The 14,204-nt window shown below is 37.6% G+C and carries 14 protein-coding genes and 1 pseudogene; all 15 read right to left on the bottom strand.

Annotated features, from left to right (window positions below; translation table 11 throughout):
- Window positions 1-26: 26 nt before the first annotated feature.
- The 15 genes and pseudogenes from dmpG to K6959_RS02235 all read right to left on the bottom strand — a co-directional run bounded on the left by dmpG (window position 27) and on the right by K6959_RS02235 (window position 13,948).
- A pseudogene (gene dmpG / locus K6959_RS02305) lies at window positions 27-1,051 on the bottom strand (4-hydroxy-2-oxovalerate aldolase).
- Window positions 1,051-1,929: an acetaldehyde dehydrogenase (acetylating) gene (locus tag K6959_RS02300; RefSeq protein WP_163242663.1), complete on the bottom strand. Its 879-nt coding sequence runs from the start codon at window positions 1,927-1,929 to the stop codon at window positions 1,051-1,053. Before K6959_RS02300 ends, dmpG begins: the two are co-directional and overlap by 1 nt.
- A 1-nt stretch (window position 1,930) precedes the next feature.
- Complete coding sequence (locus K6959_RS02295) at window positions 1,931-2,716, bottom strand: 2-keto-4-pentenoate hydratase (protein WP_163242664.1); 786 nt, start codon at window positions 2,714-2,716, stop codon at window positions 1,931-1,933.
- A gap of 92 nt (window positions 2,717-2,808) precedes the next feature.
- Complete coding sequence (locus K6959_RS02290; protein WP_223087525.1) at window positions 2,809-3,723, bottom strand: catechol 2,3-dioxygenase; 915 nt, start codon at window positions 3,721-3,723, stop codon at window positions 2,809-2,811.
- Window positions 3,724-3,726: 3 nt separating this feature from the next.
- Window positions 3,727-4,167, bottom strand: a complete 441-nt coding sequence (locus K6959_RS02285; RefSeq protein ID WP_163242666.1) for a GlcG/HbpS family heme-binding protein — start codon at window positions 4,165-4,167, stop codon at window positions 3,727-3,729.
- Window positions 4,168-4,194: 27 nt separating this feature from the next.
- Complete coding sequence (locus tag K6959_RS02280) at window positions 4,195-5,022, bottom strand: FAD synthetase family protein (protein ID WP_223087524.1); 828 nt, start codon at window positions 5,020-5,022, stop codon at window positions 4,195-4,197.
- Window positions 5,023-5,035: 13 nt separating this feature from the next.
- Complete coding sequence (locus tag K6959_RS02275; protein ID WP_163242668.1) at window positions 5,036-5,518, bottom strand: flavin reductase family protein; 483 nt, start codon at window positions 5,516-5,518, stop codon at window positions 5,036-5,038.
- A gap of 48 nt (window positions 5,519-5,566) precedes the next feature.
- Window positions 5,567-7,072, bottom strand: coding sequence for a 4-hydroxyphenylacetate 3-hydroxylase family protein (locus tag K6959_RS02270; RefSeq protein WP_163242669.1), 1,506 nt, complete (start codon window positions 7,070-7,072; stop codon window positions 5,567-5,569).
- Window positions 7,073-7,534: 462 nt separating this feature from the next.
- Complete coding sequence (locus K6959_RS02265) at window positions 7,535-8,071, bottom strand: VanZ family protein (protein ID WP_246234773.1); 537 nt, start codon at window positions 8,069-8,071, stop codon at window positions 7,535-7,537.
- Between the two features lie 312 nt (window positions 8,072-8,383).
- Window positions 8,384-8,650, bottom strand: coding sequence for a protein rep (locus K6959_RS02260; protein WP_163242670.1), 267 nt, complete (start codon window positions 8,648-8,650; stop codon window positions 8,384-8,386).
- 672 nt (window positions 8,651-9,322) lie between these two features.
- Window positions 9,323-9,499: a hypothetical protein gene (locus K6959_RS18715; protein WP_246234776.1), complete on the bottom strand. Its 177-nt coding sequence runs from the start codon at window positions 9,497-9,499 to the stop codon at window positions 9,323-9,325.
- Between the two features lie 482 nt (window positions 9,500-9,981).
- Window positions 9,982-10,848, bottom strand: a complete 867-nt coding sequence (locus K6959_RS02250; protein ID WP_223087522.1) for a DNA-3-methyladenine glycosylase family protein — start codon at window positions 10,846-10,848, stop codon at window positions 9,982-9,984.
- A gap of 176 nt (window positions 10,849-11,024) precedes the next feature.
- Window positions 11,025-11,819 carry a delta-lactam-biosynthetic de-N-acetylase gene (gene pdaA, locus K6959_RS02245; protein WP_223087521.1) on the bottom strand — a complete coding sequence of 265 codons (795 nt, stop codon included), beginning with the start codon at window positions 11,817-11,819 and terminating at the stop codon, window positions 11,025-11,027.
- 149 nt (window positions 11,820-11,968) lie between these two features.
- Window positions 11,969-13,513 (bottom strand): fumarate hydratase, encoded by a 1,545-nt coding sequence (locus K6959_RS02240; protein ID WP_163242673.1) that lies wholly within the window; start codon window positions 13,511-13,513, stop codon window positions 11,969-11,971.
- Window positions 13,514-13,762: 249 nt separating this feature from the next.
- On the bottom strand, window positions 13,763-13,948 hold the full coding sequence (locus tag K6959_RS02235; protein ID WP_163242674.1) for an SE1561 family protein: 186 nt from the start codon (window positions 13,946-13,948) through the stop codon (window positions 13,763-13,765).
- Window positions 13,949-14,204 lie beyond the last annotated feature (256 nt).

Raw genomic sequence — 14,204 nt, 5'->3', positions numbered from 1 at the left:
TTCTGTCACAGCTACATACTCCTTTTTTAACGGTTTTGTTTTTTTGAAATCTCACTAGCAACCTGAAAGATTAAATCTTCTTGACCGCCAACTGCTTTCATACGGCCAAGTTCTACTAAAATATCACGTTCATCAACATTAAATTTTTTTGCTGCTTCTTGAGTAAATAGTAAAAAGCTCGAATAAACACCAGAGTAGCCCATAATTAAGCTTGATCCTGTAATTTCTTGCGGTCGAGGCATGAATTTTGCGACAGTCTCGTTTGCGACATCCATCACAGGATAAAGCTCAACCCCTGTCTTTATTCCGAGTCGATCAAATACAGCAACCATCACTTCTGTCTGTGTATTTCCGCTTCCCGCACCTAAACAGCGCAAACTGCCATCTACATATGTCGCTCCTGCGTCTACAGCAGCCATCGTATTTGCCATTGCTAAAGATAAATTATTGTGGCCATGGAAACCAATCTCACAATCAAGCGAATTTTTCAGTGCATGAACTCGTTCCGTTACTTCATGCGGCAATAGCGCACCAGCCGAATCAGTTACATAAACAATTTCAGCACCATATGATTCAAATAACTTTGCTTGCTCTACTAATTTTTCAACAGGAGCCATATGAGCCATCATTAAGAAGCCAACAGTTTTTAATCCTTGTTCACGAGCAAACTCAATATGTTGCTTCGCAACATCTGCTTCTGTAATATGAGTAGCTACTCGAACCATGTCTGCCCCAGCCTTCATTGCCGCCTGCAAATCCTCTTTAACACCAATTCCTGGGAGTAATAATACTGAAATTTTTGCTTGTTTACTTTCTTCCTTTGCTGCCTCAATTAATTTCAGCTCATCGACAAGCGATAAGCCGTATTGCAGTGAAGAACCTGCTAATCCGTCGCCATGTCGCCATGTGACACCTCAAAGTATTCAACCCCTGCTTGATCAAGTCCTTTGGCAACGGCTCGAACTTGTTCTTCTGTAAACGCATGCCGCATTGAATGACTGCCATCGCGTAATGTCACATCAAGCAAATGAATATCTCGTTTTGCCGTCATTATTTTGCCCCCTTATGTCTGTACGCTAATTCTTCTCCGACCTTTGTCGCTGCTGCCGTCATGATATCCAAATTCCCTGAATAAGGCGGGAAGTAATCTCCAGCTCCCTCAACTTCAAGAAAGACGGTTACTTTTTTACCATCGAACATCGGCTCTGTTCGCAGACGATAACCGGGTACGTATGTTTGAACGTTAGCAACAATTTTTTTCACCGAATTGATGATTTCTTCTTCTTTCCCTGCTTCTGTTACGAGAACATGAACTGTATTTCTCATCATAATAGGAGGCTCAGCAGGATTTAAAATAATAATCGCTTTTCCTTTTTTAGCTCCGCCGATGACTTCAATTCCTTTTGCTGTTGTTTTTGTGAACTCATCAATATTTGCTCTTGTTCCAGGACCTGCACTTTTACTTGAGACTGTTGCGACAATCTCTCCATATTCAACCGGAACGACTTGATTGATTGCATATACAATCGGAATCGTTGCTTGACCGCCACAAGTAATCATATTGACATTTGAAGCATCTAGATGTTCTGTTAAATTAGCAGCAGGAACGACGAACGGTCCGATCGCTGCTGGTGTTAAATCGATCACCTTTTTACCTAGTTCCATTAGCAGCTCATGATGGTGCTTGTGTGCGTTGGCTGTTGTAGCATCGAATAAAATGTCTGCTAAATCTGGATTGCTTATAAATCCATCTATCCCATTGTCAATTACATTGTAGCCGCGTTCTTTAGCCCGCTTTAATCCTTCTGATTGTGGATCAATTCCAATCATGACACCTAATTCAAGCACATCGCTCCGCTCAATTTTGTACATTAGATCTGTTCCAATGTTTCCCGAACCGATAATTCCCACCTTTACTTTTTTGCTCATCTTAATGATCCCCCTCTGAAAATTGAACAGTTACTGATCCGATATGCGCAAACTCAGCTGTATAAATTTCACCTGTTTGGACAGGAACTGCTCCAGTCAACGCTCCTGACAGGATCACTTCGCCTTTTTTGAGTGCAATGCCATACTCCCCAAGTGCATTGGCAAGCCACGCTACTGCTCGAAGTGGATTTCCCATTACAGCAGCCCCTGCGGCTGTATCAATGATTTCCCCATTTTTTGTGAATACCATGCCAATATGATGTAAATCGAGTCCGGTTAAACTTGTCGGTTTTCCTCCTAGAATCGCACGTGCAGAAGAACCATTATCAGACACTGTATCTTCAAAACGAATCTTCCAATCACGTATTCTACTATCAATGACCTCAAAAGCTGGAACAACATAATCTGTCGCCTTAACAACATCATCCTCCGTAACTCCCGGCCCTTGTAAATCTTCTTTTAATACAAATGCAATTTCACATTCCAGCTTTGGGGATAAAAAGTTTGTTGTATTAATTGGCTCTCCCTCGACACACATCATATCGTCTAACAAATGACCGTAATCAGGTGTTGTTACATTAAACATCCGCTGCATGACGTCACTCGTTAGGCCAATTTTTTTTCCGACGATTCGCGCTCCTTCTGTAACTCGATAATCTATTTGTTCAATTTGAATGCGATATGCATCATCAACTGTTATTTCTGGAAACGTTGTTGTCAGCGGTTCGATTGCTTGTTTTGTTCGTTCTGCTTCTAACAGTCGCTTTGCGATTTCAGCATGATTCATTATGTTCCCCTTCCTTGCCTTCATAATAAGAACAGTGTGATGAGTACACTCATTACACTGCCAAATTTTCTGTTTCAAATTAAGAAATAAAGTTATGTTAAAGACGTTGAGAAAGTTTCAACCATCTCTCTTCGATGATAAAAAATACCTGTTGCAATTTTATCCTCTGTCCAAGTAATCGTTGGAAAATCTGCATAAGAAATATATCCGCTTGCAAATGCTTCATTTCGGTTACCACTCGGATCATAGAAATATGTCGTTTGACCGCGTGTAATTCCATGTCGTGTCGGTGTAACCTCAACTTGCACATCATGTTTCGTTAAAATGTCAGCCGCTTTTAACACTTCATACCAATTATCAACATAAAAACCTGCATGATGGAACTTTGCATCTGGTCCTTTTACAAAAGCTAAATCATGTGCTTTATTTGTACATGAAAGAAAACTTCCGATTGTTACTTCTCCGTCAACCGTCGTTATTCTTTCTGTTTGGTGGAATCCAAGTACTTCTTTATAGAATCGAGTCGCTGTTTCAAGATCATCACCTGTAAGTAGACAATGATCGAGACGATGCGGGGCAATTCCCTTTAATCCATCAGGCCATGGATGAGGATTGATTACACCTACACGTGTGCCTACTTGCTTAATGTCAGTGTACAACTCCATATAATGTCCTGTAGGAAATTTAAAGCGAATCGCTTCACCTTCAGCAAGCCGCGTATTTTCTGACGATCTAGTTAATGTACATCCAAATTGTTCGATCTTTTTTTCTAATTTTTCAAGAGCATAAATGTCTTTTACTTTAAACCCCATATGATCCATACCGGCTTGATCAGATTTTTGTAAAATAATACTATGATGGTCATACTCATCCCATGCTTTTAAATAAACACGGTCTCCTTCTCGCCCAGTCACTTCCAATCCAATGACATTCGTATAATAATCAACTGATTTTTCTAAATCTAATACACGAAGCTCTAAACGGCCGATCCGTAAAATATCCCCCATCGCTTATCCCTCCTTAGAAGTATATACCGAATTTTCAATTAACCTTAATGCCGCTTCACAGCAAAGCTGGTCTTCTTCTTCAGTTCCTCCGCTTACCCCGATTGCTCCAGCTAATTTATTCCCGATTTGAATTGGATAACCGCCTCCAAAAATAACGAGTCGGGACGTATGAACAATTCCAGCTTTTAATTGAGGGGTATGTTCAATTAACGGATACCACTCATGTGTTGGAATGCCAAATGCCGCTGCAGTATAAGCTTTGTTTTGTGCAATCTCAATACTTAAGATCGGGGCATGGTCCATCCGTTCAAAAGCAAGTAAATGCCCTCCTGAATCTACAACAGCAATATTTACGTGAATCCCTAACTGTTCCGCCTTTTTCTTCGCTTCATTGACCATTTGTGTCGCTAATCGGTTCGATACAGAAAGTTTTTCTAAAAACATTCCATCATTCTCTCCTTTATACGTCACTTAAAAATTTGATAATTTACGTTCGTTAGAAGATACTTGTTCTTTCCAATGGATTGAAATTTGCTCCCCTTCGTTAAAATGATGCAACCTTTCATCTATGACCGCTACATTATTTGAATCTATAACTGAAACGACTGTTTCAATCGTTCGGCGCTGTGAAGATAGTTCAACATAATAATATCCTTGCTTCGGATACGTATACGTATAATGGTGTGAAATAATGACCTTTGCTTTATGCCAATTACCTTTTGTAACGTAATGCCTACCGAGATAGGCCGGCAACTGATCAACTGCTCCTTCATTTAATAACTGCCGAATATATGTTGAGCTAATTTTGTTTCCATCGTAGATGACCTTTGTTACTGTCGTAACGCTTAATTTTTCATCACTGTCGTAAAAGAGTGTCCCCATATTCCCTTTGCCTTTTGTCCCATAAGTAAAATCGAATCCAGCAACAACGTGGATAACATGTAAATCAATTAAATATTGAGCAACAAACTGTTTAGGTGCAAGTGCTGAAAATACTTCATCAAACGTAACAACATAGAGAATATCGACTCCTAAAGAGGTGAAAATCGTTTCCTTTACAGAGAGCGGTGTTAAATATTGCACTGCTTTCTTCCCTCTTGATAAAACTTCTGTCGGATGAGGGGAAAACGTCATCACCCCAAGCTTCACTTTCTTTTTCTTTGCAATTTGTTTTGCAGTTTTAATCACTTGCTGATGTCCTACATGGACACCATCAAAAAATCCTATTGCCAACACAGTTGGCACGGCTTCTTTCGCAATCATTTGCACATTTTCCCGATGGAGAAATATAGTTTTCACACAACTCGATCCTTTACGATATCGTTTGTTCTTGAGAGGTTGCTATGTCGCGATAGCTTCCAGCAAAGAATAGCAGTGGATCTCCGTCATTTAATTGCAGTTCTGTTACTTTTCCGATATATAACGTATGATCACCTTCAACATAAGCATTCACAACAGTGCATGCCACTTGAGCAAGAGCATTTGGAATAACCGGTAATTCAGCAAGAGTATCGAATAAAAACGGTTCTTCAGCTTTTTTCTGTCCAGCAAATCGCATTGAAATTTCTTGCTGCTTCGAAGATAAAATATTTACAGCAAACTTGCCTGATTGACGAATTAAATCATTCATTCTAGCTTTTTCTCCAACTGAGATCACGACAAGCTTCGGATTTAACGAAACAGACATAAACGCATTTGCTGTCATTCCGTGCTCCTGTCCATTATCTGTTGTTGTTACGACTGTTACACCGGTTGCAAATTTCCCCATTGCATTGCGAAAATCACGATCGTTCATCCTTTATCCCTCTTTTCATTTCTTATTTTATTTTCTTTGGATAAATCGTTAATTTGTAACTAAATTCGGATTAGCCCATGTCGGATTCACCCAACCTTCTAAGTTGTAATCACTTAATGCTTGATCAACAAGTGTTTTGAACTTTGCTGTTTCACCTGTCGCATCAGCAATTTTTAATACTTCTAAACGAATGTTTTCGTGATTTCCTGCGTAATTCACTTCATATAAGCTATGGCGTCCAGCAAACTCTGAACCAATTGCATCCCAAACTAATTTATATAATTTCACACGTTCTTCAGCTGTTACCCCGCCTGAACCACGATAATATTTGTCAAGGTATGGACGGATTTCTGGATTTAGGAAGTCTAATGAACTTGATGGAAGTTGAATTAACCCGCCTGCAATAATCTTCTCGAAAGTTTCTCTCACTTTTGGCCATACCATTGGTGCCAGCACACGGTAAGCCGTACCGTACTGAATATTCGGAATCTTAACCCCATTAGGACCGTCTTGCGGATTCAATGCCATCGCTTCTGATAATGCCCAAAACGTATTTCTCCAAGCAATAATTTCACCTATATGTGCTTGAACACCACGGAATACATCAGAACCGGCTGCTTTTGTTGCCTCAATTAATAATCCAGAAATAAAGTCAAGTTTAACAGCGAAACGTGTACAGCCATGGAAAGTAAAGCGATTTAAAAACCCAGTCTCTACAAAAAAGTTATTTGTAATATCAACATTTTTATATGTTAAAACGTTTTCCCAAGGGATAAAAACATTGTCTAAAACGATAACTGCATCATTTTCATCAAAACGACTTGATAGTGGATAATTAAATGGTGAGCCGGCAATTGAGGAAGCTTCTTCAAATGATTGACGACTAATCATCTTTACTCCAGGCGCATTCATCGGTACGAAAAATATTAATGCATGACTTTGATCGCCTTCACCTAAATCTGTTGGCGAATAATTTGATACAAAGTTATAGTGTGTTAATGCAGCAGCTGTCCCTACCATTTTGGCACCGCTTACAATAATCCCATCATCTCTTTCCTCTACAGCTCTAACAAATACTTCTTTATTTTCATGAAGAGGCTTCGAACGATCAAGCTGCGGATTAATAATTGTATGGTTACAAAACGGAATTTCTTTCGTCGCCTTTTTATACCAATTTCTCGCATTATCTTCAAAACCTTTATAATACTCAGCGAACGGTTCAAGTTGCGCAATAAATGCTGCTTTATAATCTGGCGTACGTCCCATAAAACCATAGCTTAGCCGTGACCATTGAGCAATTGCATCTCTCGCCTCTAGTAATTGCTCAGCAGTTTTTGAAGCATGGAAAAATTTATGTGTTTTTACGCCTTCTTCTGTCGTCATCGTCAACACTTTTCCCATCTCATCATCATGCAGCGCATCATACATACGTGCAATCGAACGTGCAGAATTTCTGTATGCTGGATGCGTAGTTACATCATCAATTTTCTCACCATTTAAGTAAACAACGCGACCGTCTCGCAAACTATTAATATATTCTTTTCCATTCATCATAAGCAATCAACCTCCATTTTTTTACAAACAATTTAACTATTTTATTCATGCCACTTTTGTCATTACCATCATATCTAAATATTAAATATTTCCACAATGACAATGTTTGTTTGAATTTTTCAAAAATTTTGCTTCTTTTTGCGGTTTTTTGTTTATACAAAGTAAAAGAATGGTATTAAAGTGAGGATATTTTCATTAACAGGAGGTTATTTTTTGTATATGGGGGAAAATAACGGTATAAGGTTTTTATTTTGTTAGTTTTTCTTTTTTCATACTTTCTGTACAAGAAAAACACATATTTTGTTCAAACTTGGGTTTGTTTCAATGCCAAGAGGGTTCGGGTCCAATCAGTTTATCAACGCCTTTTCTTGTGCACCACGTTTCACCGTTGGCCGAATAAAAAAGAAAAGAAGAGCAGCACATGCTACTCTTCTCGTTCTGCCACAACTACACCCGTTAACGTCATAAATGATACTTTAAAGACCGCCTGTTTAAGAGTTTTAAAAACGGTAATGAAATAAAATAGCCAACAAAAAAACCAATATTGTATAAAAATATATCAGCTAAATCAAATACTCCAACATTTAGCTGTGCTTGTAAGAACTCAATCAAAAACGCAAATACTTCAAAAGCGATTAATCTCGTTATAAAAGTCTTGAATACGTTCGTATACGTCAATAAAAAATACATTGGCATTAAAATAATGAGATTAATAACCATAACAATCAGCGACCCAGTATCACCTTTTATATCAGACAAAAATCCAATGGGATTCCAATTATATAACCCTGTTTCTCCAAAATGTTGCTGATCGGGTCTTAGTAAACCTAACGATAAAACAATTATATAAAGCGATAAAAGTAAGTATCGGTCTATTCCAGTATCTCTGTTTAATACAATTTTTAGCAATGTATAAACCGTGAGAATGACGATAGTAAGAGCTAATATATTTTTTTCGATATTTTCCATATTAGCGAAGAATCTCGGTAGAATATCCATGAAAAATCCCACGTATAAAAAGGTTCCAACGACAGCGCTAAGAATAAATAAAATAGTATTCACTGTCCATTTTGATTTCAAATATTCTTTAAATTTACTTTTATTCTTAACCAGAATGATAAACACCTCAATCGTTACTCATCAATTTAACTATAGGGTCCGATTGCTGAACATCAGCCTTGCTTGATCACATAGTGATTCAATCCTAGATGCCAATACGCCAGCACATCAAGAGCCCCATTTGCCACCTCGTCCGAATCTTCATCAATATGAATCAGATCACCGTCCTCGGCGTCGCCCAGTTGCAACTCCTTATGAATTTCCTTCAAGATACCAGCCGTAGGAAATGAGCCGTTTATAAGCCAGCACCTTGTTCAAATCTTTGACTGTCTGAATATTTTCCAGCGTGACCTCATTCTCTCGAATCACGTCCGTATCTTTCACCGGATACTTAGATACTTCAAAAACCGCATTTTGCTCCAAGATCGTTTTCCACAATCCTTGTTCAACTTCCACGAGATTAGAAGATTCCGCTTTCGATTTGACCCTCGCCACATGAACAATCGGCTTGTAATCCAATTGCTTGGCACGCTACCACATCTCTGTCCATTCTGATTGCTATAAAAAAAGAAACAAAAAAACAAGAAGAATAAGACCACTTTCTATGTTAAAAAGATAATCAAAGATTTGCTTCGTCATATTCGTGCCATTCCAAAGATAAAATACCTTAGCAAGTTGATCTGTTAATGCAGGATGATATCAAATGAAATAGATGCAGCGCTCTATTCTTTCTTTTTTCTTTACATGAACAAAATAATGCATATCAAAAATCTCACGTGTAACTACTTTAAATTCTGGAAATTCTAGTAACACAGAAAACATTTCACTTTTTTCCTTTCCTTTTAACTTTGAAAGTAAGGTAACAATGGTGGGAAAAATTAAATAATAAAGGTTTCCCAGATTGTTGTCAAACGCTCGCATTTTTCGTTGCTTACACTTTTTTGTAAACTCATCATTCGCTTCCATCTCGACTGATAAGTGTTTTAATTACTTTGAAAAAATCCCCTTAAATATCAAAAATCTATAAAAATAAAACATAGCCAACTAATTCCACAAAAACATAGCCAGAGCGTTAATGGAATAGCCAAACTCAAAATAGCTTGCGATCACTTATACTTATGATTCTTTTTTGCAAAACTCTGTCAGTGATAAAAAACATGATAGCTGCAATTAAACCAACAACTGGAATGATCAGACTAAAACAACATGTAAAACGCCAGAAATAATGATCTCAAGTTTTTTAATTTTTATTTTTGTTGAAATAAATTCACTCACTATATCGCTAGTACTTGAAGTAATAACCCCGTAGATCAAAATGACTGGAAAACTGTACAGCATATAGATTACAGGCACTGTGTCAACATTCACAAAATAACTTTCCTGCATAAGGATTTGGCAGGAATAATGCTAACAAAACTGCAAATAAAGAACCAGAAACAGATGCCGTAATCATTTTTCTCGGTAAAATTTTTGTTCACCTCCTTTTCCTAAATAATATTTGTTTAAAATAGAAAAAATTACGGGGTTCTAAGCCTTGTCGTAAATAAGTTCATCCGTTTTGCTTAAAATCCCTATGTCAATTTTCATAGGGAACTCCTATGCAATAATTCCTTAAATTCAAATAATTTTGAGCTGGTTGAAAACGCTTGTCAATCGGACTGAATAGCACGAAATGAAGCAAAGTATACAGGCGATCAATAGTATTCGTCTTCTATGTACAACATTTATATTGTGAGGTTAACTGTAAAATCAAAAATAATACGCTCCACAGAATATTCGATTCCGTAGAGCGTAAAACTTAATTTCGAACCGATGATCAATATTTTTAAATTTTGAAGGAGGTTCATTCCTTATTCGATACTTCTCCATAAATAAAGAGAGGCATAGCTTAAATATGGCTCCCACTCTTTGCTGTATTGTTCCATTTCTTCATAAGTGGGCTTTCGATCCAGGTTGTATTGTTTCCTTAAAGCATTTTGAATTCCGATATCCGCTTTTGGGAATAGATTCGGGCGGCCAAGACCAAACATTAAAAAGTTTTCAATTGTCCATGGCCCAACGCCTCTAATTTTAATGAGTTCATTAAAAACAGCTTCATCTGACATTGTTTTTAAGCGATTAAAATCAAGCTCTCCACTTGCTGTCTTTTTTGCAATCCCGAGAACATATTCAGCTTTTCGCCCGCTAAATTGTAATTCACGCAACTGTTCAACTTGCAAATGAGCTAATTGCGCTGGTTGTGGATAAAACCATGCGCCGTGAATTTCTGTGCCAAAAGTTTTAACAAACCGCTCTGATAGAGTATGTGCAAACGTCATGTTCAATTGCTGATGTATAATACATTTTAGTAAACAACTGTACGGATCAAAATCTAGTACAAGTGGTGTCCCGTAATGCTCAACAAATATATGTTGCAAATCAGTCCCCTGAAAGTGTTCATGAATCGCTGTTATTGATGTCTTAAAATGGAAAATTTCACAAACACGCTCTATTGCTGCTTCTTTTTCTTCTTCTTCCTCTCCTTGTAAAAGAAAAATCGGTTTGTCAATCGTTCCTATTCCTTGAACAGTAACAACCATCGGCTTATGATGAACATAAATCGGTACCTTTATTATTCGCTTAGTATGATCAATAGAATGAAGCGGATCAATAGACAGGCGCCTTAACACTTGATTAAAATCGTATGGACCGCTTATTCGAATTTTTTCCTCCCACACATGCATTCCGCCTTTACTATTTTGTTGTATTATAACATGGGGGAAATAGAAAAAGGAGCCAAATTTGGCTCACAGATATAGATAACAAAATAAATTTTTGACTTGATTGCGGCGAAAGCAAATAGTGAGCATTTTAGTCACCTAGCACCGTAAAATAAGCTAATGAAAGATTTACTTTATCGCAGTATGTTTTTATGCATTGCTTTTCCCATCACTAAATCATCCAAGCTTTTGAACGTGTAGCCTTTCTTTTTTAAATCTTGAATCGCCTTTTCGAGCGCATCGGCATTATCCTTTGAAACTGTATGAAGCAGAAGAACTGCTCCAGGATGAATTTGTTTCATTATTTGATCATATGAATATTTCCACCCTTTTTGCTGATCAACATGCCAGTCTATAAAAGCTAATGACCATAATACGTGAGTATATCCTTCTTCTTTAGTAAGTGCCAATGTTCTTTCGCTAAAAATCCCTCGCGGCGGACGTAAATAAACCATTGTTCGTTCTCCCGTCAGCCGTTCAGTTTCCGCTCTCACTTTTTCTAATTCTTGTCGTAAACGCTCGTTTGACACTGTCGTTAAATCAGGATGATGCCAAGAATGATTGCCGATGATATGGCCTTCTTTTTTCATTCGTTTCACTAATTCCGGTGCAGTCCGTAAATAATGACCCGTTACAAAAAAAGTTGCTGGTACTTTTTCTTTCTTTAATACATTTAAAAATTTTTCAGTATAACCATTTTCATAACCATTATCAAAGGTTAAATAAATCTCTTTTTTGCTGGAGTCCCCTTTGTAGAAGGCTCCATATTTTTCAAGAAGATCATCTAACACCTTCCCTGCCTCGGCAGGCTGTTCATTCTCTGCTTTCTTGAATCCCCAATGAATCGCCTTATTAGACATACTAAAAGCTGTATTAAAGCCAAATAAAAATAAACATACAAAAATAAACCCAATTAAATATTTCTTCATCACTGTCCCCCCTTTTATGATTTTTTCTTATTGTCTGTCATTTTTTCAAAAAAAAATCATTCTCTCTTTCTGTAAAAATTTGCGGGACACGATGTAAGTCAAAAAATAAGGGGGATAGATTTTTTTATCTACCCCCTTAAAATTGTTGCTTATTTAAAAACTGGCTCTTTAAATTGAGCTAATTTTTCTAATGATGATTTATCCACATCTTCATGCAGGCTGTTACCGTGAGAGTCCATTGTTACTACGGCAGTAAAGCCTTCTACTTTTAAGTGCCACATCGCTTCTGGAATACCGAATTCGGTTAAATCTACACCTTCAACTGATTTAATACAATCAGCATAGTATTGGGCAGCTCCACCAATTGCATTTAAGTAGACACCGCCATGTTCTTTTAGAGCTGCAAGTGTTTTCGGTCCCATTCCACCTTTACCAATAACTGCACGAATACCGAATTTCTTCATAATATCACCTTGGTAAGGCTCTTCACGAATACTTGTAGTTGGACCTGCCGCTTTCACATGCCATTTTCCATCTTCGTCTTTTAACATGACTGGACCGCAATGATAAATAATTTGACCATTTAAATCTACAGGAGAATCATGATCTGTTAAATATTTATGGATTGCATCACGACCTGTATACATCATGCCATTAATCTGAACAACGTCACCGACTTTTAATTCGCGGATTTGTTCTTCCGTAACAGGTGCTTCTAATGTTACGATACGATTTTCAGAAGTAGCTGCCACTTCACTTTCAGATTCCTTAGCGGCAAAATCAATTTTTTCACCATCTTGATATAGCCATTTATTAATCGCACCTGTTTCAGGATTCACTTCCACTCCTAGACGTCTAAATGCCCAGCAATTATATGCTACTGAAACGAAAAAGCTCGCTGGAATTCTATTCATCACACCAATTTTACATCCGAGTAAAGTAGTTTCTCCACCAAATCCCATTGTGCCGATACCAAGCTTATTTGCATTTTCCATAATATACTCTTCAAGTTTGCGTAAGTCTTCATTTGGATTCACATCATCGTTTGAACGGAAAAGCTGTTCTTTCGCTAAATCATAGCCTGAAGAACGATCGCCTCCGATTCCTACCCCGATAAAGCCAGCACTGCAACCTTGTCCTTGAGCTTGATATACTGAATGTAAAATACATTTCCGGATGCCATCTAAATCACGGCCGGCTCTTCCTAAGCCTTCAAGCTCACAAGGTAAACTATATTGAATATTTTTATTTTCACAGCCACCGCCTTTTAAAATAAGACGAACGTCGATGTAATCTTTTTCCCACTGTTCAAATTTAATAACAGGTGTGCCACCGCCTAAGTTGTTTCCACTATTTTCACCTGTTAAAGAATCGACAGAGTTCGGACGAAGCTTTCCATCTTTCGTTGCTTCAGCAATCGCTTGTTGAATCGCAGCTTTTATTTCTAATTGATTTACACCAACAGGAGTTTTAATTTTAAAAGTTGGTAACCCAGTATCTTGACAAATAGGTGAAACGTTTTCATCAGCCATTTGAATATTATTTGTAATCGTATCTAAGCTCATTGCTGAACGAGTGCCAGCATTTTCACGCACTTTAGCAGCTTGAACAGCACGACGTACATCCTTTGGAAGATTAGTAGATGTTTCAACAATTAATTTGTACATACTTTCTTGAAACTTTTCAATATTCACTTCTTATTCCCCTTTCCCTTTGCTCCCCGAGTTGTTTTTTGAAATATGACAACCTTTTCATCGTATATATTATACCCCTATGACCACTTTATTTAAAGAATAAGAAAAAGAGCCTTTGATTTGGCTCTTTCAAACTGTTGACAAACGATCTTATGAACACCTGTTCTATTCGCTTCCGCGTCGACTGACAAGCTTTTTCAATCAGTCTTGGGCATTTGGCTTTATCTTTAAGCTGAAGGAATTTTGGCTCTATGCTTCTCGATTTTGAAATTCCCGACACTTCATTTCCAACTCGTCAATGATCGTAATTAAACGATCAATGTCTTCAAGGTTTGTCTCCTCTGGATTGATCGCATCTAATAAGTTCATAAACATTTGTAAGCGTTGTTTTAAATAGTCAAGCTGTCTATCTTTATCTTGTATCGGACTTCCCATGTTATAGTCTCCTTCCATTCAAACATAATCCTATCAGAAAATTGTTTGAACGGCAATGAAAGGATTAGGAAGGTCTTTGTGAACTACTCACGACTTAGTGAAGGTTTGAAATGCGAGCTTTTACACTTCCACCTTTCGTCTTCCTGATGTCCGGCGTTTCGGAGTTGGACAGCTTGGTTTTCGTATTTTAATTTCCCTAAGCAACCTTATAACCCTTCATAACATAATGATTACATCTATTCAGTCAAGTCATCTC

The sequence above is a fragment of the Bacillus aquiflavi genome (assembly GCF_019915265.1).
In the GTDB taxonomy this organism is placed as follows: Bacteria; Bacillota; Bacilli; order Bacillales; family Cytobacillaceae; genus Bacillus_BT; species Bacillus_BT aquiflavi.
This window is presented reverse-complemented; position numbering and strand designations above follow the sequence as displayed.